The following is a 22270-nucleotide window of genomic DNA, read 5'->3' as shown; positions in this document are numbered from 1 at the left end:
AAAGGTTCCATAACAGCTTAATACTCTATAAAAAAATAATGACTATTTTCATTTGGTTTTATTCATTACTGATCACAACCTACTTATGAATATACTTACCACCTTCATCTTGTACTTATTCACCAGTGTTTTTGCGCTTTTCTCGGATACCTTGCGAACTGATAAAAAACCTGATATTCAAGAGCAGGCTGTTTTATTAAATGATAACTCCAGTTGGTGCTGGTTTCAGGATGACAGAGCCCTCATTGATGGGGAGCAGGTACTTTTTACCGGTGTGACTTCTGAAGGAGCGAATACAGTTACCAGCTATAACATGAAGACGGGCGAGAAGCAGACTGTGGTCATCAATGATCAAACCTTTGAAGCAGATGACCATAATGTGGGAGCATTACTCAAGCGCCCCGACGGAAGATATCTGACGGTATATGCCGGTCATGGGGTAGAGACGAAAATGCGTTACCGTATCTCCACCAACCCTGGCGATATCAGTGAGTGGGGTGAAGAAAAAACTGCCGAGACAGGAGGAAGAACCACCTATTCAAATGTGTTCAGACTTTCAGAAAGTGGCAAAACCTATAACTTTCACCGGGGAATTGGCAATAACCCGAACTATATGGTTTCAGAAGATGATGGAGAAAACTGGAGCTATGGGAGGCAGCTATTTTCTTTTCCGGGGCGCCCTTACCTGAGATATGCAACGAATCAAAAGGACCGTATACATTTTATCACCACTGAAGAACATCCCAGGCATTATAATAACAGTATCTATCACGGATATATTGAAGGTGATGAAGTATTTGGCTCTGACGGGCAGAAAGCAGGCGGGCTAAGCAAGCAGGAAAATAGCCGTCTCAAACCATATGATTTTACCTGCATCTATGATGGTGACTCTAGCACCCGAAAAAATGTAGCATGGACCAGTGACATAGAATTAGATAAAAATGGTTATCCATATGTAGGTTTTTCGGTAACCAAAGATCCCATCAGGCAGGGAGAGACCACGCATACCGAAGAAGGAGGCTTTGACCATCGCTATCATTATGCCCGCTGGGATGGAGAGCAGTGGCATGCATATGAGATAGCCTATGCCGGCACGCGGCTGTATGCTGGTGAAAACGAATACACGGGTCTCATCAGCCTGCATCCCAATGACCCTGATGTGGTCTATATCTCTACTGACGTACATCCTGAGACAGGAAGTCCATTGCAGGAAAATGGCCCTCAGCGTTATGAGATATTTCATGGCATCACCAAAGACCAGGGCGCTAGCTGGCAGTGGACGGCTGTTACTGAAAATTCAGATGAAGATAATATTCGCCCTATGCTTGTCTGTAGTGACCAAAGGGAGGTTTTGTTGTGGTTGAAAGGGCGCTATACTACTTATCGTAATTATGATCTGAAAGTGTATGGATTAATTTCTAATAACTTTTAAGAAAGCGCTAAATGTTATAATAATTATTTACAAGTGTGAAAATAAATTAGAACGCGGTATGAAAAATAATGAGTATTCAAGACGTCGGTTTATAAAGCAAAATACCTTAACAGGATTGGGGGCTATGTTACCAATAAGTGTGAACGCCGAATATTTTAACCCTATCATAAGCGATAAGAATAAACCCGCGCTAATGGGTGGAGAAGCAGTAAGAAAAGAAGAGTGGCCCGAGTGGCCCCAGTGGCATCCTCAGCAAGATGAAGATAAGGTAATTGAGGTGCTTCGCAGTGGTGTATGGTCAAGATCTGACATCGCCAAAGAGTTTGAAAATAAATGGGCTGAGACTATAGGCGCTAAACGGGCTCTCGCGGTAGTAAATGGCACCAATGCTTTGATAGCGGCTTTGGTACAGCAGGATGTAGGGGGTGGTGATGAGGTGATCTTGCCCCCCTATACATTTATCGCTTCTGCACAGGCCATCCTGGCAACCGGTGCGATTCCCGTTTTTGCAGATATAGATCCTGAAACATTTCAGATAGATCCTGATAAAATTGAAGCTAAAATCACTCCTCGTACCAAAGCAATTATGCCGGTACACATTTTAGGTCTACCCAGTAATATGGAGAGGATCATGCAAATTGCAAACAAACATAAGCTGGTAGTTGTAGAAGACGCTTGCCAGGCATGGCTTGCCGAAATTAACCACAAAAAAATGGGCACCTTCGGCCATGCCGGATGCTTTAGTTTTCAAAATTCTAAAAACTTACCCATAGGTGAGGGTGGGGCAATAGTGAGTGATGATGATGAATTTATGGATAGGTGTTACGCTTACCATAACTACGGAAACCCTTATGGAACAGTAGTAGGGGAAGTGGGTGCCGGAACTATCATGCTGGGAACGAAACTACGCATCACTGAATATCAGGCGGCTATCGGTCTGGCACAGTTAAAGCGTTTGGAAGAACAAACAGAGATCCGCAGCCGGAATGCCGAATATCTTAGGGCACAAATCAAAGATATTCCTGGTATTGTACCTTATAAGTTATATGAAAACGTGACCCGGGCAGCCTTCCATCTTTTTCCATTCCGGTATAAAAAAGAAGGTTTTGAGGGCCTTCCCAGAGAAACTTTCCTGAAAGCACTACAGGCAGAAGGAGTACCCTGCTACAAAGGTTACGCCCCTCTGAATAAGATGCCTTACCTGGGGAATGCATTTAAGACAAAGAATTACCAGAGGATGTATTCTCCGGAAATGCTGGATATTGATGCTTACCATGAAAGAAACCAGTGCCCTGAAAATGACATCATATGTAATGAAGAAGCAGTATGGATATCGCAAAGCATGTTGCTGAGCAGTAAATCTGATATGGATGATATAGCTTCAGCTATTGCGAAAATCCAGCAGAATGCGGGTAAAATCAAATCTTATATCGCGGCAGGATGAAAGAAATACTAATACTAACGGTTTTGGCATCAGCTTTCTTCGCCAATATAGTATATGCGCAATCTTCATCCGAGGGCTGGAAAGCAGGTGTAGCTAAAGTGATCATTACCCCCCAACAAAACCTTTGGATGGCTGGATATGGGGCTAGAGATCATCCCGCTGAAGGGAAGCTACATGATTTATGGGCTAAAGCACTGGTCATAGAAGATGCGTCTGGTCAACGGGCGGTATTAATTTCTACAGACTTGCTAGGCGTCCCTAAAAAATTATCGGATCGCATCAGAGATCGTTTGAACGAAAAACTGAACTTGACAAGGGCGCAGATTCTCCTGAATAGCTCTCATACCCATTCAGGACCTGTACTGGAGGAATCTTTATCCGATATCTATCCGCTGAATGAGGCTCAACTGAATGAAGTAGCTGGTTATTCGGCAGTTTTGGAAGATCAGATTGTGCATTTGGTAAGCGAGGCTTTTGCCTCATTAGAACCTGTAAAGATCTTCACAGGGAATGGCACAAGCCGCTTTCAAGTGAATAGAAGAAATAACAATGCTGCTACTTTACATATGCAGACCGATCTAAATGGGCCTAATGATTATGCGGTGCCAGTCATGAAAGTTCAGAAAGAAGGGGGAGAGATGATGGCAATTGCATTTGGATATGCCTGTCATCCTACGGTACTCAGTTTTTATCAATGGTCAGGAGATTATCCGGGTTTCGCCCAGATGGAATTAGAGAAAAGATACCCCGATGCTACCGCATTGTTCTTTCAGGGTGCTGGTGCGGATCAGAATCCACTGCCCAGAAGAACGGTGGCATTGGCAAAGCAGTACGGACAGACATTGGCTGCGGCAGTTGTGAGGGTGTTAAGTGAAGAAATGAAAGAGCTGGCTCCGCATCTCACCACGGCTTATACCGAGATAGCTTTGTCGCTGGACAGCCCGCCGACCAAGGAAACATTGACAAAAATGATAGATGAATCATCCTCTTATCAGAAAAGGTGGGCACAGAAGATGTTGAGCAAGCTGGAGCATGACGAAGCTTTTGAAAGCTCCTACCCTTATCCGCTGCAGATATTGAAGTTAGGCGATCAGCCTATATTCAGTTTGGGCGGTGAGTTGGTGGTAGAATATTCCATACTCCTCAAGCAGATTTTTGGCCATGAAATATTTGTCCTGGGGTATTCCAACGATGTCATGGCTTATATTCCCTCAACTACTATTCTACGTGAGGGGGGCTATGAAGGAGCAAGTTCGCAAATTGTATATGGTCTGCCTTCTACCTGGTCCCCGGATATAGAATCTAATATTATCAATGGAATGATAGAGCTGGCAAAGCAGGCCGGTGTGAAAAAAGTAGAATCAAAATTAATAAACGAATAAAAACTTTGCTGATGGAGGATAGATTATATCATTCTTCCTTAGTAAAAGGAAATACATTAAAAATGATTGAAGCTAACAACCTTAACGCAATAAGTGATATAGAGAATGATCACCTTATTGCAAAACCCTATTTCTCTGGATTTGACAAAGCACACGATACTTACAATGCCATTTCTTTAGCCAGTGATGGCAAAATTTATTACATACTTTCTTCAGACTCTATAGAAGTAGGGGGACAAATGTGTGTATATGATCCCAAAACTGATCAGATCAGCTTTCTAGCTGATTTAACTGAAATATGTGGTGAGAAAGACATGAAGCGAATACCTCAGGGTAAAAGTCATGTCAATTTTGAAGAAAATGATGGAAGGCTCTACTTTGCTACGCATATCGGGTATTATGAACTAATTAATGGTATGGATCGTATGCCAGAAAACCCTCCCCCGGGATATCAACGCTACGGTGGTGGCCATTTTCTGGCTTATGACCTCAGGACTGGGAAATACATAGATTTAGCGACCGTACCGGAGGGAGAAGGTATCCTGACAATGACGATGGATAAGCAGCGAAAGCAGCTTTATGGAATCACCTGGCCCAAAGGAAATTTTATTAGGTATGATATCTGCCAAGACAAACTGACCAGCTATGGCCTGGTCTCCGCTATGGGAGAAGCCGGTGTGCCGGGAGAAGACTATCGGGTACTTTGTCGCTCTTTGTGTGTGGACCCCCGTGATGGTAAAGTTTATTTCTCTTCTGCCGAAGGTGATATATTTTTCTTTTGTCCAGAAAGGGGGGCAATACAGAAATTGGAAGAAGTGAATTTAAGGCGAGACTATTTTGGCGTATATGATACCGACAGACCCGGCAGTATGGGCTACAACTGGAGAAAAATTTTCTGGTATCCTCCGGAAGAAGTTGCCTATGGAGTTCATGGTAACTCAGGCTATCTATTCCGCTTTGACCCAACCAAAAAGACAGTAGAACTGGTAGAGCGGATTACCTCTGCACCCTCCAGAAAAAGTGGTATGTATGACCAGTTTAGTTATGGTTATCTGGGATTTCAGTTAGCACCCGATGGTGAAACCATCTATTATCTTACCGGTGGACCTATCTACAAAAATGGAAAGCGGATTGAGGGTAAGAAATCCATAGCAAAAGGAGCGGCAAAGGGGCTGGAGAATTTGCATTTGGTAACCTACAATATCCAACGGCAAAAATACCAGGATCATGGTCGTGTTTTTTATCAGGATGGCTCAAGGCCTACCTATGTGAATTCCATTGCAGTAGGTAAAGATGGTCATATTTATATGCTCGCCAGATTTGAGCATGAAGGAAAACAGATTCAGGATCTGGTAAAATTTGCTGATCCTCTTGCTAAAATATAGGATTTCTGTCAAAAAATATTTTCATAGAATTTATAACATAAATCACTTTTACTAAACCATAACTTGAAACATGATGATCAAATCAATAGTAATATTTACTTTTTTGTCTGCTGTCTTAGGCTGTTCCAGCCCCCGGGGAAATCATACGGAGAATAGTCAGGAAGAAAATGCTACAAAAGAAGATAAGGAGCAGTTCAGCAGTAGTGAGTCCGAAGGCTGGACCATGTTATTTGATGGAAGTGGTACTGACCATTGGGTAGAACTGGGTACCGATCAATTCCCTGAAAACGGCTGGGAAATAGAAAATGGAGCTTTGGTATTGCATGAGGGAGGGAACATTGTCACCAAAGAGAAATATGGTGACTTTAATCTTAGCTTTGAGTTTAACCTCACCGAAGGGGCTAACAGTGGGATTAAGTATTATGTGGCTGAGATTACCAACGAAAAAAATGGTGAAACAGCGATAAATGGCCCAGAATATCAGATTATTGACGACGTGAATAATCCTGATATACAGGATCGTAAAGACGAAACAGTAACTACTGCCGCGCTTTATCTTTTATACAGTCCTGAAAACAAAAAGCTTTTACCTCCCGGACAATGGAACCAGGGAAGCATCGTATCTAAAAATAATCAGGTAGAACACTGGCTGAATGGAGTAAAGGTGGTCAGTTATGAAAGAGGAAGTCAGGATTTTCTTCAAAAGAAAATGAATACCAAATTTAAAAATTACACTAATTATGGTGAGGTGCCAAGTGGACATATAATGCTTACCGACCATCATGATAAGGTCTATTTCCGCAATATTAAGATCAAGCGTCTATAGCAAAATAGCTATACGCACACAGTTCAGAGGTATGAGAAACATCAGTTCCTTCCTATACAGGCTTTCTAACATCTATGCTTAAGGCTAACAGTCACCAGATTCATTGCTTGATCCCACTCACTGCCAAAAGATATTGAAGTAAAGTAGGAGGGAAGGTGGGATATGACAGACATGATCTTCATCATTCAGAGGGTTGTGAGGGAGGGACGCAAACATGTTAGCGAAAAAACACGCTGGGTACACAGCCCACTTAAATTAGGTTTGTACTGGTTATGTATACATTTAGGTCAATAGCCTGAAGATGTATTACGCTAGCGTAGGAAGAACAAAGCCGAACTTCATATCATCAAGCGGGTTTTAGATGGTATCATTACAATTATACCTCACATACCAATAGAAATAAGTATGCAACACTACTTTATTCTCACAGGCGCTATGGGCAGTGGTAAATCAACGCTATGCACGGAATTAGAAAAACTTCATATTCCTGTAATCCACGAGCCAGCTCGTCAGATCCTTGCCGAACAAAGAAGCTTTGGTGGCAGAGGCGTACCGGAAATAGATCCTCAACACTTTACTGACCTGATGCTTTCCAGGGCTATTTATCACTATCGTGAGCATGCACAGGTTACGCATCCTATCCTCTTTGATAGAGGCATTGCTGATATGATCGGTTATGCTGATTTGTTTGGGTTAGATCTACAGGTATATCAGCAGGCAGCTGAGCGCTACCCTTACCATGCCACAGTCTTTGTTACGCCAGACTGGCCAGAGATTTATACTACCGATGATGAACGTAAAATGACATACCTCCAGGCAAAAGCTTTTGGAGATAAACTTAGAGAAATTTACATTGAATTAGGCTACAGCTTGTATGAGCTACCCAAAACATCAGCCAGCCACAGAGCACAATTCATCATTTCTTTTCTTCAAAAACAATAAAGAGTCTATCCTTTTGCTCACTGGAGAGCATATCCTTTTGTCCTATCCATGAAGCAGCTTATACAGGAGAAAGCAATACCATGAATAGAGTGAGAAGGAAGAAAGCTGTTTGAAAGTGAGCTTTTTGGGAAGTTGTATTTCGTGTCAGCAGACCTCATAGATATCTATGCTTAGCGCAAATGAGAGAACATCTCTTAGACGCAGCTTACGATTTCAAAGCCTGTCAGCTTGTCTGGCTAAAAACAAATACATTTTTTAAACTAAAAAATTCATAATCACAATTATGCGTCTTTGGTTAATTTTTAGTTATTCATTAAATTTTTGTTAAATTTTGAAAATGTAAAAAATGTCATTAAATATAAAGTAGGAAATATAATCCTGGAATGAATAATTTTTAATCTTATAAGATTGAGTGTATTAAGAAAAAAAAATGAAGAAAAGTTAATCAAACAGTTAAAAGCTGGAGATAAAAATGCTTTCAAGGTATTATTTGAACAGTACAAAAATACAGTTTATAAGTATGGCTATTTGGTCACTCGTTCACAAATGACAGCAGAAGAGACAGTGCAGGAGGTGTTCATGAAAATATGGCAAAACCGAAAGCAGCTTGATTCTGGCCGCTCCTTTAAACCTTATTTGTTTACCGTCACTAAGCATCATGTTTACAATCTGCTGAGGAAAGCAACCAATGACGAAAAGCTAAAGGCACAGGTGTATTATCAGCAGGACTACATCTGTCATGCGACTGAAAACCAGATTGCATATCATGAATTGGAGAAGCTGCAAAACGAAATTATAGCCATGCTCCCTACGCAAAGGCAGCGGATATTTCGTATGAGTCGGATGCAGGGCCTGAGCCATAAAGAGATCGCCCAGCAATTGGGTATTTCTACAAATACGGTGAAGGATCAAATTGTAAAAGCTACCAAAACGCTCAAAGAATACTTTCGCACCCATGCAGATGTAGCAATGCTGCTGGTCTGTTGTAATCATCTTTTTCTGTGAACATTTCCAGGTAAAGACTTACCCTCATCGCATATCCCCCCCCTTAGCTTCAGGAAGTGATTGCCTCTCCCCTCCTCTAATTTCTTTCATCAATATTTAATTGATATCTATAATAGTTCAGATTGATAAGTCACACGCAAAGTAATTCTACCATATGGCCTTTCTGAAATGCTTCCTTCTGCTACAGAATGGAAATGTTTGAGCCGCAATACATTAAACAAGCAGTGGTTTCTGGGCTCATGTTTTCTTCCCTTGTTTAAATATTTAAAAAAATATTTGATGCACGATCGTCTATCTGTCTTTGGGAGGTGTACTATATATAAAGACTAATCAATTAAACTCTTGAAAGAAGACCAATACATAAAGGCGCTTTTTGAAAAGTTTATCGCAGGCAAGTGCAGTAGGGAAGAGCTTGAAATGCTGATGACTTACATCAACAAGACCGAAGACTCAAAAAACCTGCCCGGTATAGAAGAAGTACAGGCCAGGCTAGAGGACATGCCGGACCTGAATAATAAACGTGCCGACAACATACTTGAGTACATTCTGGATACAGAGCAGGAAGAAGTCGTACTTCCCAAGAAAAAAGTTAAGCCCATGGGCAGGCTACAGATGGCTGCGGCCATCGGAGGAGTATTGCTTCTGCTGGGGGTATGCTATCAGCTCTTTTTTGCCAAGCTTACTCAGGAGTACAGCACAGCATACGGTGAAGTACGTACCATTGAACTTCCTGATGGTTCAGAAGTGATGCTTAATGCCAACTCTAGTCTACGTCTGCATGATGACTGGGATGAGGAGGAAGTCCGAGAGGTCTGGCTGACTGGTGAAGGCTTTTTCTCCGTGCTGCATACTGAAGAAGACCAGCAATTTGTAGTGCATACCCGTCAGGGGCTGAGTGTAGAGGTCCTGGGAACCAAATTTAATGTGAATGACCGGCAGGCACGGATACAGGTAGTGCTCAATGAAGGCAAAGTAAAGGTAAAGGCTCCCGCAGAGGTTGATGAAGAAGAGCGCTTGCTGATGCCGGGAGAGATGCTCGAGTTCAGTCAGGAAGGGATGCACCAGCAGGCAGTCAATACAGAGCTGTATACTTCCTGGCGACACAACCGGCTTCAGTTTGAAAACACTCCTCTTGATGAGGTGTTCGGCCTGATCAGAGACAATTACGGCTACGAGGTACAATTTGAAGATAGTGGCATAGCTGATTTGAGATTTTCGGGTTCAAATGCTGCTGATGACCCAAAGCTTCTGCTCCAGACCCTTAGCAAGTCATTCAAACTGGATATACACAAACGAGATAATGTACTGCTGGTCAAGTACAAAAAAGATACCCTGCCAGCGCAGGAAATTAACTCGTAAACGAACGTTGGCAATATTACTAATACAACCCTAATACAAAACAATTATGAAAAAAGCTTATCTGATCAGAAGTATGATGTTGATAGCTCTGCTAGGACTCGTCATACCCAACATCAATGCGCAGGAGTTAGCTACGCTAACAAAGCCAAACAATTACGCTAATCCTAAACAACCATCGGGCAAAGCCCTTATCAATGTAATTCGTGATCTGGAAAAAGCGTACAAAATACGTTTCAACTACAATACCGAGCTGATTAGCGGAAAGACGATTGATAGTGTCACTGTACGTGCTATTGGCAATGAAGAAACAGCGCTGGAAGAATTATTGGATCAGTTGCTCCTGCCACTGGACCTCAGGTACGAAAAGCTGAAGCAGGGGCATTATGTCATTTATGAAAGCTCCAGTTGGAGAAATAGTGTCAATCAGTTTAAGGCAGACGAAAAAAGTGCCAGCTCTCCTCAAAAGCTTGCGGCAACCAAACCAGTAGAGCAGCAGATTAGTGGTACGGTAAAAGATGGGGAGAGTGGAGAAGTACTGCCTGGTGTCAATGTACTGGCTAAGGGTACAACTTCCGGTACAGTCACTGACATTGATGGCGCATATCGGCTCAGTGTTGCAGATGATGTCACTAGCCTGGTTTTTTCTTCTATCGGTTATGTAACTGAAGAAGTTGCTATCAATGGCCGTACCACTATTGACCTGGAGATGATGCCTGACATTCAATCTCTTTCCGAAGTAGTGGTGATCGGCTACGGTACGCAGAAAAAGAGTGACTTGACAGGTGCTGTTTCTACGGTAAAAGGCGAAACGCTACAGGAAAGGCCTTCTGCGACCCTCAACCAGGCACTATCAGGTAGGATGACAGGCGTGAATGTTTCTACCAACTCCGGGCGTCCAGGTGGGAAAACTAATATCAGAATCAGGGGAAACACTTCTGTAAGTGTAGCCAATGATCCGCTTTACGTAGTGGATGGCGTTATACTGGTAGCTTCAGGCCTGGCCAACAGTAGTTCACCCATTGACTATCTTAACCCCAATGACATTGCTTCTATAGAAGTACTTAAAGATGCTTCGGCTACCGCGATCTATGGTGCCAGAGGTGCTAACGGGGTCATTATGGTGACCACTAAGAGAGGAAATAAAAATGGTGGAGAGGTTAGCTATAATAATTATTTTAGCTTAGGTACACTTCCTAAAAAAATTCCCTTACTAAACTCAGAAGAGTTTCTGATGGTAGAAGACATTGCCTATCAGAATGCTGAAAAATATGATCCGGTAGGTTTTGCCGCCGGCAAATATCAGGACCCTGCACTAAAAAGAACCGACCCCAGGTTATTTGATGAGAACGGTGATCCGATCTACGATACGGACTGGCAGGATGAAGTCACTCAGAAAGCCTTTAGTCAGAGCCATCAGCTATCTTTTACCGGAGGAAATGAGAAAGGCAGCTATGGCGCATTTTTAGGCTATGTGAATGAAGAAGGCCTGATGAGAGAGTCCTGGTTAAAAAGGTACTCTGCCCGCTTTGTTTTTGATACCCAGATTCGTGAGTGGTTTAAGGTAGGAGGTAGCCTCAGTTACAACAATCAGAATGAAAGACATGTACAGGGCGTTTGGGTTGGAAGAAATATGGTGGAAAATCTGCCTATAGTACCGGTAAAATATCCTGACGGAAGCTGGGGAGGCAACTCTGACTATCCGGGTATGGAAGGTGGTCCTAATCCGGTAAGGGTTGGTGAGGAATACGAAAACTACCTGAAAACCAATACCGTGCTGGGTAATGTATTTACCAACATCACCTTAGCTGAAGGGCTGGACCTGAGAACTACAGTAGGTGTTAATAATATTGAACAAAGAATCAGTACCTATGGTGGGCGCGAGCTTAGTTTTATCTCCAGCAACCAGAAAGGTGATGCCTCTTTAACTACGGACCAGCATGTCTCATGGCAGTTGGAAAACTATCTCACCTATACCAAAGAAATTGAAGACCATACATTCACAGGGCTTTTAGGAGTCTCCTGGCAGCACATTGACCGCTTTAGCTTCAATGCGAGAACCCAGAACTTTACTGATGATTATTATAGCTTCAACAATCTGGGGGCGGGCTCAGTGGTAGTAGCACCAAACTCAAATGCTTATGGCTACGGACTTAACTCCTATTTTGGTAGAATAAACTACGGCCTGCTGGATAAGTATCTGGTAACTGTGACCGGACGTATGGATGGTTCTTCAAAATTTGGTGAAGCTAACCGTTATGCGTTTTTCCCTTCTGCGGCGCTGGCCTGGCGAGTGTCTGAAGAGGAGTTTATCAAAAATATTCCCGCCATTTACAATCTAAAGTTACGCACCAGCTATGGAGTAACTGGAAACTCAGAGATCGCAGCTTATCAGGCGCTGGCAGGTATGCAAAACTACAATTACATATTTGGAGGAAGTTTGAATACCGGTACTGGTATCAACCGTCTGGCTAATCCAAGTTTACAATGGGAGAAAACCAAACAAATAGACGCCGGTGTTGAGTTGGGGCTGTTCAATGGTCGTTTGTCACTGGAAGCCGATGTGTATCGTAAGCTAACGACCGACATGCTTTTACAATCTCCGGTACCTGCAAGTAGCGGATATACTACCGTCACCAAAAACATCGGAAGCATGGTAAACAAGGGAGTGGAGTTCGCCATCCATACGATCAATGTAGAGAATAATGACTTTAGCTGGTCTACCAACTTTAATATCTCAATCAATAAAAATGAAGTGACCGCGCTCTCCGGTGGTAGTGATATCTTCAACGGTGCTAACATTATTCGAGTGGGTGAGCCGGTGAGTACTTTCTTTGGGCTGGTGCATGTAGGTACCTGGAATACCGATGAAGAATCAACCGCCGCCCAGTACAACCGCCTTCCCGGAGATGTAAAGTATCTGGATATTAACGAGGATGGCAAAATCAACCAGGCAGATCGCGCTATTCTGGGTAAAGGTATTCCCGATGGCTTCGGCACATTTAGCAATACGTTTAAGTACAAAAACTTTGACCTGCTGATTGACCTGCAGTTTCAGTACGGAAACGAAGTACTATGGAGAGCGCAACACTCACTGGAAGACCGCCAGGGAATTGCTAACAGTTTTGCCTCAGTGCTCGACGCCTGGACGCCAGACAATCAGGATACGCGCATTGCCCAGATCCGCCCTATCGCGGCAGGTTATGATACCAACGATGATGCCTCTAAAATCTATGATGGCTCATTCATCAGAGGCAGAAATATCTTGCTGGGCTACAATTTCTCTCCAGAGATTACTGACAGGCTTAGGCTGAAAAGACTCAGAGTATACGGCTCAGTACAGAACTTCTTTCTCAGTACGGAATTTCCCGGCTATGATCCCGAGTCTCAGACTTCAGGGCATACCTTTGGGCAGGGCTATATTTCCTACAATGAATACCCTAAGCCCAGAGTATTTATGATCGGTTTGAATGCCTCTTTCTAAAATTCCTGACTGACAGAAAAACGATAATACTATGAAATTTAATATAAATACATACTGCTCTTTGTGCCTTGTAGCACTACTTTCTATGATGGGTACTGCCTGTACTGATTTTCTGGATGAATCTGATCCGTCTAATTTTACTGTTGAAAATTATTTTCAAACACAAGGGCATGCCGAAAGTGCAATAACTTCCATCTATGCCAGCCTGAAAGATATCAGGGGGGGAGGCTACGGAGGAAGCCCCTGGCTGATGCTGGAGTTTCAGACCGGCCTAGCCAATACCGAATTGGGGCAAGCCCAAGATAGTCAGATCATTCGTGACCTGGTTAATACTTCGGACAATGGGTATGGTGTAACCCACTGGAACAGCAGCTATCGTGGAATAGCCAATGCCAACATTGCCCTGGCTAATATCCCTGGTATCACTATGGATGAAGGCCTCAAGCAAAGGCTGCTGGGCGAAGCCAGGTTTTTACGTGCATACTATTATTATAACTTGGTAAGAATTTTTGGTGAAATACCGCTGATTACCGAGCCTGTGGATTTGAATTCGCCCATACTTTACCCCCCTCAGTCTTCAGTAGAAGAAGTGTATGAGCTGATTGTAGCTGATCTGATAGAAGCAGAGCAGTCTGGACTTCCATACACCGACCCCGATGGGAGAGCTACGCTGGGTGCTGTAAAATCTTTGTTGTCTAGTGTATACCTTACCATGGCGGGCTATCCTTTGCAAAAAGGGAGTGAGTACTATCAAAGAGCGGCGAATAAAGCCAAAGAAGTGATTGACTCAGGCGAGTTTGCCCTCTTCCCTGGCTATGACGACTTGCATGACCCGGCTTTGAAAAATACAGGAGAGCACATTTTTATGGTACAGTTTGCTGCGTTTGTAGATCCAGCGAACTGGCAGCCTCTTATTATCCCTTATAACCAGAACATCTCTGCCTATTCTGCACAGACAGGGGCTATTTTTGCAGAAGAAAAATTTGTGGAGTCTTACGAGCCCGGCGATAAGAGAGCCGAAGAAAAACAGTTTTATTACCACTACTATTCACTTAAAGCCGATAGGTCAGATACTATCAACCTGGGGGGCTACTATCTGTATAAGCATTTTGATGTAGAAGCCAATCTTAATACGGCTAGCAGTGACCTTAACTGGCCTCTTATACGCTATGCTGAAGTTTTACTCATTTACGCAGAAGCTTCCAACGAAGTCTCAGGGCCTACTGCTGAAGCTTATGAAGCAGTGAATAAAATTCGTAGAAGGGCAGAGCTGCCTGAGCTCTCCGGACTGAGTAAAGATGAGTTTAGAGAAGCGGTGTGGAAAGAGCTTTGGCATGAGCTGAGCTACGAAAACAAAACCTGGTTTGATATGGTGAGAATCAGAAAAGGCTTTAACCTCAACACCCTGGAGTTTGAAGATTATGTAGGCTATCAGTTCATCAACGGCCCTACGCTAACTGAAAGAGAGCTTCTTTATCCTATTCCTACAGATGAACTTAGAAACAACGAACATCTGGTACAAAACGAAGGATATTAATCAGACACATACGCTATAATTCTCATATACTGAAGAGAGGATAGGTGACAAGCTTCACTTATCTTCTCTGCTTTGAGTATACAAACGCCTACAAGGCTGAACAGATAAGCATACCCTCTACGATAACAACTAATACATGACAACCAGCTTCAGAACACTCTTCCACACTATATGCATGGGCATTATAGCTGCCTGCATATGGGGGTGCAGCTCATCAGAAACCCCAAAACTAAAGCTTTCAAAAAGTGACCACATCCTGCTGATCGGTAACAACCTGAGTTCAAGGATGATGAACTACGGTTACTTTGAGACCGAACTTCAGCTACGCTACCCAGACAGCCTCCTTTTTATCCGTAACATGAGCGATGGCGGCAATACCCCCGGCTTCAGGCCGCATGCCAGCCGAAACTCTCCCTGGGCATTTCCCGGAGCAGAAAAATACCAGACTGCCCTGGCCAACTACCCTGATAGCAGCGGACATTTCTCCACTACCGACAAAGGACTCAACTCCGACAGCAAAGGTCATTTTGAAACAGAAGACCAATGGCTTACGCGACTGGAAGCTGACATCATCATCGCTTTCTTTGGTTATAGCGAGTCATTTCAGGGAGAAAGTGGAATAGAAAGTTATAAGGCTGAGCTGGATGCGTTTGTGCAGCATACGCTCGACCAGCAGTACAATGGTGAGCATGCTCCTCAACTGGCCCTGGTATCGCCTATTGCATTTGAAGACCTTTCTGATCAGTTTGATCTTCCTGATGGCCAGCAGGAAAACGCTAATCTATCCTTGTATGCTCAAGCGATGGAAGAGGTAGCGGCAAAATATGAGGGGGTTCATTTTGTAGATATGTATTCCCCTACTAAATCCTGGTATCAGGAGAGCGAAGCACCTCTTACCATAGATGGCTTTCAACTTACTGATGCAGCTTATGCGAAGTTTTCTGAATCTTTGGTCAACAAACTTTTCGGAGAGAAAGAGGCCGAAGCTGCAGCGCATCGTGAGCTGGTGCATGCCGCAGTGATGGAGAAGAACTGGATGTGGCACAACGATTATAAAATACCAAACGGAGTACATGCCTACGGGCGCCGTTACAACCCTTTCGGGCCAGAAAATTATCCTGCTGAGATTGAGAAAATCCGAGAGATGACCGCCCTACGTGATGAAGCCATCTGGCAGGCTGCCCAGGGCAAAAAAATGGATCTGGCTGCTGCAGATGCCAAAACGAAAAAGCTGCCTGATATCAAAACCAATTACAAACCCAGTAAGAAAAACGGCAATCCCGAATACCTCTATGGTCAGGATGCTTTAGACAAACTGCACACGCCTCCCGGTTACAAAATAGAGCTATTTGCCTCCGAACAGGACTTTGATGACCTGGCCAACCCTGTGCAGATAGCTTTTGACAATAAAGGGCGCCTCTGGGTAGCTACCATGCCCAGCTACCCTCACTATAAGCCCGGCGACGCTAAGCCCAACGACAAACTTATTATTCTGGAAGATACGGACGGTGACGGCCGTGCCGACCAGCAAACTACTTTTGCTGATAGTCTTCACTTACCGCTGGGTTTTACCATAGCCGCTGAGGGCGTATACATCTCTCAGGGAACTAACCTGATGCTGTATCAGGACCTGGATGGAGATGATCGTGCAGATACCCACGAAATTCTGTTGAGTGGTTTTGATGATCATGACACGCATCATGCACACAGTGCATATACTACCGATCCTTCTGGAGCGATTTATATGGGAGAGGGGACATTTTTACGTACAAGTGTAGAAACCCCCTATGGCCCGGTAAGAGGCACCAATGGTGGATTTTATCGCTATGATCCTAACCGTAAAAAACTGGAAAGAGCCGCCCAGCTTTATATCCCTAACCCCTGGGGTATTGCTTTTGATGAGTGGGGACAGGATTTCTTTGCCGATACTTCCGGCCCTGATGTGCATTGGATGATGCCCGGTACCGTTAAGCCTATGTATGGGGTAGTGACTCCCAAGTCCAGAAATCTGATAGAAGAGGCCCATAGGGTACGCCCTACTTCCGGCTTAGAGTTTGTCTCCAGCCGTCACTTTCCTGATGAGGTGCAAGGCGATCTGCTAATCAATAATACCATTGGCTTTTTGGGCACCAAGCAACATAAGCTGATAGATGATGGCACTGGCTATCATAGTGAACACCGTTATGACTTGATTTGGAGCGAAGATAAAAACTTTCGTCCGGTAGATATGGAGTTTGCCCCTGATGGCTCACTGTATATAGCAGACTGGCACAATGTGCTTATCGGGCATATGCAGCATAATGCTCGTGACCCTTACCGTGATCATGTACACGGACGTATCTACAGAGTCACTTATCCTTCTCGCCCATTGATAGAGCCTGCCAAAGTAGATGGTGCCAGCATAGAAGTGCTGCTGGACAACCTGAAGCTTCCGGAGTACAGAACCCGCTCGCGTAGCCGCCGTGAGCTTCGCCGCTATGCCGCCTCAGAAGTACAGGCCAGCCTCTACAACTGGATAGACCGCCTGGATCAGGATGATCCACGCTACGAACACCACCTTCTGGAAGCCCTGTGGGTAAGCTGGGGGTTCAACAAAGTGGATGAATCCCTGCTACGCCAGTTGTTACGGTCAGAAGATTTCCATGTGCGGGCAGCTGCGGTGCGCGTATTGCGTTATAACGCCCATCAGATAGAAGATCAGCCCGAACTTTTGATGCAGGCAGCCAATGACAAGCATGGCAGGGTAAGGCTGGAGGCCATCACTGCTGCCTCCTGGCTAGACAAAGAGGTGGGGCTGCCTATCGTAGAAGCTGCGGGTAAACAACCTTTGGATGACTGGATCATTGATGCTTATGAAACAGCGCTGGCGCATCTGAATGGACACCCTCGGCAGGAGAAAGAAGAAATAGCAGTAAAAACCTCGCTGAAGGGTAAAGAAAGAGAACTCTTTCTGAAAGGGAAAGAAATATATAATCGTGAGGGATATTGCAGTACCTGCCATCAGCTGGATGGAAAAGGGCTGACAGCTTCTGGTTTTCCTCCGCTGTCGCAAACTCCCTGGGTCAATGGAAGCGAAGAGCGGCTGATCAAAATTGTGCTTAAAGGCCTGATGGGCCCTATTGAAGTAAAAGGCAAAGAATACCCCGGGCAGGTACCGATGACACCATTTGGCGGCATGCTAAATGATGAGGAAGTAGCTGCGGTACTTACCTTTGTGCGTAACTCCTTCGGTAACCAGTCCTCCGCCATTGATCCTGAAAAAGTTAGAGTGGTGAGGGAGGAAGTATCTGGACAGACAGGCTTCTATTCTCCTGACGAATTACTCCGTGAACATCCGCTGGAAAAAAAGCTGTCCAGCAAATAAGATGATAAAAGATTATTTGATTTGGAAACTGAAAAGTCCGGGAATGACATTACCGACCCGGAGGGAGATAAAATGATATGAATAATTGCACAAAATTATGAGCTTGATTTTGTTGATTTAACATTATTTCCAATTCTGTCACTTGTAGCTCATTTTCCTTCAGCCTATAATTTTGATTTATGTTAATACGCTAAAGAATGATTTACAAGTGACTAAAAACTGATTATATAAATGTAAGCTTCCTCTTTAAAGATTTACTCACTTTCACTTGCATGAACTTCTCATTGAGTTCTTTTATCCTTCGGTTCTCATCAGCTAGAACTCTTTCATCTTTTCTGAAGAGTATGCGATGGCCGAATGAATAAGAGAGAGAAAAAAGAATAGTAAAAGTTGTGTTATTAGTGAAGCTTCTACCTGGCAATACCACTGAGCAACAATTTTTTTTTTAGACGAAGAACGCATTGTTTAGCGTATAAAAGTAGGGCTAGTTATTCTGTTTTGTATGCGCTAAAACATATCATTTAAATACAATCTATGAGAGTGATTTGCTCAAAAAGCTCACCGAATAGGTAACCTAAGAAATAAGAATTGGTGAATAAAATGTAGGGCGTAACAACAAGAAACCCTTCAAATCTTAAAATTTGAAGGGTTTTGTGAGTCAATGAATTAAAGATGCAGAGTGTATCGCTCTGAATAATAATTTCAAACAACTGAAAACCAGCAATTTGTGAAATAAAAATAGGCCTGGTCACGGAATAGGTCACCGAATTGCTTGAGACAATTTATTGTGAAGCCCATAGTGAAGCATTATATTGTAGATAATCACGATGAGTTCACTCATCAGTCTATCAAATGCATCTTCTTAAAAACGGAGTATAAAATATTAGCCATTCGTAAAGCAGATAAAACAATTCAGGATGAAAGCCTTTACAAAGACAAAGTATGGAGGACCTGAAGTGCTTCAACTGGAAGAGGTAGAAAAGCCCTCTTTGAAAGATGACCAATTCCTGGTTAAAGTTGTAGCAAATTCAGCTAATCCCGCTGACTGGCATATTCTTCGGGGAAAACCCTTTTTTGCACGCTTCTCTTTCGGATTGTTCAAACCCACAAATAAAATCCTGGGGGCTGATTTTGCAGGCATCGTGGAGGAAGTAGGCAGACATGTAAAGCATTTTAAGGTTGGCGATCGGGTATTTGGAGAATCCCTTGAAGGCGGGGCTTTTGCTGAATATACACCTGTAGTAGCCAATGAATGTAGCAAAATGCCTGAGGGAACAGGTTTTGCTGAAATGGCCTGTGTTCCTATCGCAGGACTAACAGCTTTGCAGGCACTTGTCAATCATGGACAACTTAAAGAGGGAGAGTCAGTTTTCATCAATGGCGCTTCAGGAGGTGTCGGTCATTTTACGGTACAAATTGCAAGAGCCTATGGGGCTAAAGTAACAGCTGTTTGTTCCAGTAAAAACATTGCCTTTGTCAAGGCTTTAGGTGCTGATCAAGTGATTGCATATGATAAAGAAAATATCCATCATCACAATGGGAAATACGACCTCATCATTGACACACATGGCAATCTTTTTCATTCAGACTACAAACGCATGGGCCAGCGAGGGGTTATGGTAGGTTTTACTAGCTTGGGTCATATGATATCTTTGCTCTTGAAGAGAGCTACAAGTAAATTCCCACTACAGCAATTTACAGCGAAAGCCAACACCAAAGATTTAGAGACACTAGCATCTTTAATTCAAAATGGAAAAGTCCAAGTATACGTAGAGAAGACTTATTCTTACAAAGACATCCCAGAAGCCATAGGTTATATTGAAGCCATGCGCACCCGGGGAAAAGTGGCCATGCTATGGGAAGACATAGCAGAGGTAGATGCAAGACGAAAAAGCACATCTTACTAGCCCGGGGTTTGCGTCAACTGTGCTGAGTAGCAAACCAAAAGTTTTGTTCTTATGATCTAACTGAGCGCATAATTCAAACCTTTGCTAGACTTGGTTGCTACTAGCTTAGCAACTACCAGAAGTCAAAACTGTAAGACAAAGTTTCCTCAAAATCAGTCCAAACAATTTAAAATTACTAAATCAGAGATAGGCTATCAGAAAAGAAGAAAACTAAAGCTTGTTTAAATAACAACTATCTAGGTAGCTACGACTTTCTTTAATACCAGTTTCTGGAGACATAACTTCACGCGTAGATAATTTTATTAATGTAAATTTTCATATCGCCAATATTTTGTTTAAATAAGAGCTGTTATTACAATTTCATTAATAATATCAATATCTCAATTGAAAAATGAAGTAAACCTGTGGAATGCATTTCGTAAGGGTGACCGGCAGGCATTTGAGCGACTGTACCGATTACACTACACTGCCATATACCATTATGGATATCGTTTTACTACTGATACTGAAACAATTAGAGATACCGTCCAGACATTATTTGTTGATTTATGGCGAAGGCGGGAGCATCTTGGAGATACGAATCAAGTACGGCCCTACCTTTATCAAGGAATGCGTCGACTGCTTGTCAAGCAACTGAATGCACAACGGGAAGTACACACTCAGAATATGTTGGCTGTTACTATTCAGTCTTCACATGAAGATGATTTGATCGCCTCAGAAAAAACAAGTCTTCAAATGTTGAAGATCCAAGATGCGATTCAGAGTTTAAGCCACAAACAGCAGGAAGTGGTTTATCTTCGCTTTTATGAAAATATGGATAATCAGAGTATAGCAGAACGTATGGATATCCATATCAACACCGTGTATAATTTAGCTTACCTAGCCATGACAAACTTACGTCGGCTACTAAAAAAACCAACTGATCAATTTTTTCTATTGATGCTATTTTTTCTATAGCGTCTTATCTTATTGCCATACTGGCAACGTAATCCTGTTTACGATATGACAACTATAAGTATATCAGTTTTTTATTGTAGAGGATGAAAAAAAGTAAAAAAACTCAAGAAACAACCGTTAGATTCTTGCTATTCCCTTCCTAATAATAGTAAAACTAAAGATCTCTTGGAAGAGGAATATAAAAGTTTCACTATTGACGAGTTTGTACAAGATGCCTTCTTCTATGAATGGGTAACTGCTCCAACTGTGCATCATGAGAGTTTCTGGCAATCTTGGTTGTATTTGCATCCTGAAAAGAGAACCGAAGTAGAAGAGGCAAGACAAATAATTATAGCGCTTATTTCAAAGGAAACGGCTTCTGTTGCTAATTATTTAGAACAAGATTGGCAACAAATTCAGGCAAGTATGGGTGATGCAAAACCGGTTTCATTTTACCGAAGGAGCATACCAAGGCGTGCTATCGCTGCTTCTGTTTTATTATTGCTAAGTTTTGGATATTATTTCTGGTGGCAGGCAGAAAGTCATGACTGGCAATATATTGTGACCCCTTATGGAAAACAACAAAGTGTTATTTTACCAGATGGCTCTGAAGTTGTACTCAACGGTAATACACAACTGCGTTATGCAACAGTTTGGGACACTGCAGCAGAAACAAGAGAAGTATGGCTTGATGGAGAGGCTTTTTTTCATGTAACTAAGCAAAAAAAGAAAAACGTTCAGGTCAGCGGGGTGCCTGTAAAGTTCACGGTACATACAAGTCACATACAGGTAGAGGTATTGGGTACGGCGTTTAATGTGCGAAGCAGAAAGAAACAGGCGCAAGTGGTGCTGAGTGAAGGTAGCGTATTAGTACATGATACGTTCAAAGACTCGCTCATGCTTGAACCTGGAGAAATGGTTGAATTCAATGAACAACAGCCTCGTCTGGCAAAACGGTCGGTTAATGATAAAGTTTATACTTCCTGGAAGGAACAGAAACTTAGCTTTGACAATCAAACAGTTGCCGATATTTTTCGTCGGCTGGAAGATACCTATGGATGGAAAATTGAAACAAACAATAAAGTTTGGCTACAAGAGCACTATACAGGGTCAGTACCAGTAGAGCAGGTAGAGCTTTTGTTCGATAAACTAGCCACGCTATATGATATGCGGGTGAAAAGGCAAGGCAAAACAGTTTGGTTTGAAAAAAAGTAAAAAGGCCTTTTCTAACCATTTGAAGTAGTCGGAACAGATCTTAAATAGTTATATA

The 22270-nt window shown here is 43.0% G+C and carries 14 protein-coding genes; all 14 read left to right on the top strand.

The genetic code is table 11. The annotated features are described in order from the left end of the window. The first annotated feature begins 85 nt into the window (after nt 1-85). The 14 genes from OKW21_RS20065 to OKW21_RS20000 all read left to right on the top strand — a co-directional run bounded on the left by OKW21_RS20065 (nt 86) and on the right by OKW21_RS20000 (nt 22215). A complete protein-coding gene (locus OKW21_RS20065; protein ID WP_277482585.1) occupies nt 86-1432 on the top strand; it encodes a BNR-4 repeat-containing protein in 1347 nt (448 codons plus the stop codon). A 124-nt stretch (nt 1433-1556) separates the two neighbouring features. Next, the gene (locus OKW21_RS20060; RefSeq protein ID WP_420870117.1) at nt 1557-2876 is read left to right on the top strand and encodes a DegT/DnrJ/EryC1/StrS family aminotransferase; all 1320 of its coding nucleotides are present in this window, start codon (nt 1557-1559) and stop codon (nt 2874-2876) included. Continuing rightward, on the top strand, nt 2873-4258 hold the full coding sequence (locus tag OKW21_RS20055) for a neutral/alkaline non-lysosomal ceramidase N-terminal domain-containing protein (protein WP_277482579.1): 1386 nt from the start codon (nt 2873-2875) through the stop codon (nt 4256-4258). Before OKW21_RS20060 ends, OKW21_RS20055 begins: the two co-directional genes overlap by 4 nt. A 62-nt stretch (nt 4259-4320) precedes the next feature. Next, nucleotides 4321-5643: a hypothetical protein gene (locus OKW21_RS20050; RefSeq protein ID WP_277487752.1), complete on the top strand. Its 1323-nt coding sequence runs from the start codon at nt 4321-4323 to the stop codon at nt 5641-5643. Between the two features lie 70 nt (nt 5644-5713). Further along, entirely contained in the window at nt 5714-6469 is a 756-nt protein-coding gene (locus OKW21_RS20045; protein ID WP_277482576.1) for a 3-keto-disaccharide hydrolase, read from the top strand. A gap of 405 nt (nt 6470-6874) precedes the next feature. After that, nucleotides 6875-7411, top strand: coding sequence for an AAA family ATPase (locus OKW21_RS20040; protein WP_277482573.1), 537 nt, complete (start codon nt 6875-6877; stop codon nt 7409-7411). A gap of 408 nt (nt 7412-7819) precedes the next feature. Beyond that, a complete protein-coding gene (locus OKW21_RS20035) occupies nt 7820-8416 on the top strand; it encodes an RNA polymerase sigma factor (RefSeq protein ID WP_277482571.1) in 597 nt (198 codons plus the stop codon). Between the two features lie 342 nt (nt 8417-8758). Beyond that, nucleotides 8759-9775: a FecR family protein gene (locus OKW21_RS20030; RefSeq protein WP_277482570.1), complete on the top strand. Its 1017-nt coding sequence runs from the start codon at nt 8759-8761 to the stop codon at nt 9773-9775. Between the two features lie 46 nt (nt 9776-9821). Continuing rightward, a complete protein-coding gene (locus OKW21_RS20025) occupies nt 9822-13256 on the top strand; it encodes a SusC/RagA family TonB-linked outer membrane protein (protein WP_277482569.1) in 3435 nt (1144 codons plus the stop codon). 31 nt (nt 13257-13287) lie between these two features. After that, nucleotides 13288-14793 (top strand): RagB/SusD family nutrient uptake outer membrane protein, encoded by a 1506-nt coding sequence (locus OKW21_RS20020; RefSeq protein ID WP_277482568.1) that lies wholly within the window; start codon nt 13288-13290, stop codon nt 14791-14793. A 136-nt stretch (nt 14794-14929) separates the two neighbouring features. Continuing rightward, nucleotides 14930-18157 (top strand): PVC-type heme-binding CxxCH protein, encoded by a 3228-nt coding sequence (locus OKW21_RS20015; protein ID WP_420870116.1) that lies wholly within the window; start codon nt 14930-14932, stop codon nt 18155-18157. A 917-nt stretch (nt 18158-19074) separates the two neighbouring features. Beyond that, nucleotides 19075-20064, top strand: coding sequence for an NAD(P)-dependent alcohol dehydrogenase (locus OKW21_RS20010; protein WP_277482567.1), 990 nt, complete (start codon nt 19075-19077; stop codon nt 20062-20064). 384 nt (nt 20065-20448) lie between these two features. After that, nucleotides 20449-21021, top strand: a complete 573-nt coding sequence (locus tag OKW21_RS20005) for an RNA polymerase sigma factor (RefSeq protein WP_277482566.1) — start codon at nt 20449-20451, stop codon at nt 21019-21021. Between the two features lie 165 nt (nt 21022-21186). Beyond that, nucleotides 21187-22215 (top strand): FecR family protein, encoded by a 1029-nt coding sequence (locus tag OKW21_RS20000; protein ID WP_277482565.1) that lies wholly within the window; start codon nt 21187-21189, stop codon nt 22213-22215. Nucleotides 22216-22270: the final 55 nt, after the last annotated feature.

It is taken from the genome of Catalinimonas alkaloidigena (genome assembly GCF_029504655.1).
Classification (GTDB): domain Bacteria; phylum Bacteroidota; class Bacteroidia; order Cytophagales; family Cyclobacteriaceae; genus Catalinimonas; species Catalinimonas alkaloidigena.
The sequence above is the reverse complement of the archived record's forward strand: the minus strand, read 5'-3'. Positions and strand labels throughout refer to the sequence as shown.

Excerpts from the sequence above, each read along its gene's own strand:
- OKW21_RS20010 (WP_277482567.1), top strand. The coding sequence starts at position 19,075 with ATGAAAGCCTTTACAAAGACAAAGTATGGAGGACCTGAAGTGCTTCAA.
- OKW21_RS20045 (WP_277482576.1), top strand. The coding sequence starts at position 5,714 with ATGATGATCAAATCAATAGTAATATTTACTTTTTTGTCTGCTGTCTTA.
- OKW21_RS20060 (WP_420870117.1), top strand. The coding sequence starts at position 1,557 with ATGTTACCAATAAGTGTGAACGCCGAATATTTTAACCCTATCATAAGC.
- OKW21_RS20040 (WP_277482573.1), top strand. The coding sequence starts at position 6,875 with ATGCAACACTACTTTATTCTCACAGGCGCTATGGGCAGTGGTAAATCA.
- OKW21_RS20065 (WP_277482585.1), top strand. The coding sequence starts at position 86 with ATGAATATACTTACCACCTTCATCTTGTACTTATTCACCAGTGTTTTT.
- OKW21_RS20050 (WP_277487752.1), top strand. The coding sequence starts at position 4,321 with ATGATTGAAGCTAACAACCTTAACGCAATAAGTGATATAGAGAATGAT.
- OKW21_RS20020 (WP_277482568.1), top strand. The coding sequence starts at position 13,288 with ATGAAATTTAATATAAATACATACTGCTCTTTGTGCCTTGTAGCACTA.
- OKW21_RS20025 (WP_277482569.1), top strand. The coding sequence starts at position 9,822 with ATGAAAAAAGCTTATCTGATCAGAAGTATGATGTTGATAGCTCTGCTA.
- OKW21_RS20015 (WP_420870116.1), top strand. The coding sequence starts at position 14,930 with ATGACAACCAGCTTCAGAACACTCTTCCACACTATATGCATGGGCATT.
- OKW21_RS20055 (WP_277482579.1), top strand. The coding sequence starts at position 2,873 with ATGAAAGAAATACTAATACTAACGGTTTTGGCATCAGCTTTCTTCGCC.